This window comes from Anaerotignum propionicum (assembly GCF_024461735.1).
Lineage (GTDB): Bacteria > Bacillota > Clostridia > Lachnospirales > Anaerotignaceae > Chakrabartyella.
This window is the reverse complement of record NZ_JANGAD010000062.1, coordinates 1-212: the sequence shown is the minus strand read 5'-3', so window position 1 is coordinate 212 and position 212 is coordinate 1. Positions and strand designations below refer to the sequence as shown.

The window sequence follows — 212 nt, the reverse complement described above, 5'->3', positions numbered from 1 at the left end:
ATGGAAGAACGCGGCGGACGGAAAAGAAGCGGCAGGATACAACGTATATGTTGACGGTGTAAAATTGAACAAAGAACTTCTTACAGAAGCATCTTGCGGATTGACAAATCTGAAAGCAGAGACTACATATTTTGTAGAAGTGACGGCGGTAGACGCAGCCGGAAATGAATCTGTTAAATCAGAAAAAGTGACGTTTAAGACATTGAAAGCTG

1 protein-coding gene is annotated in these 212 nt (G+C 42.0%); it reads left to right on the top strand.

Going from position 1 to position 212, the window contains the following annotated elements:
- The coding region (locus NE558_RS14395; protein WP_256150852.1) for a fibronectin type III domain-containing protein at positions 1-212 on the top strand (212 nt) is incomplete at both ends.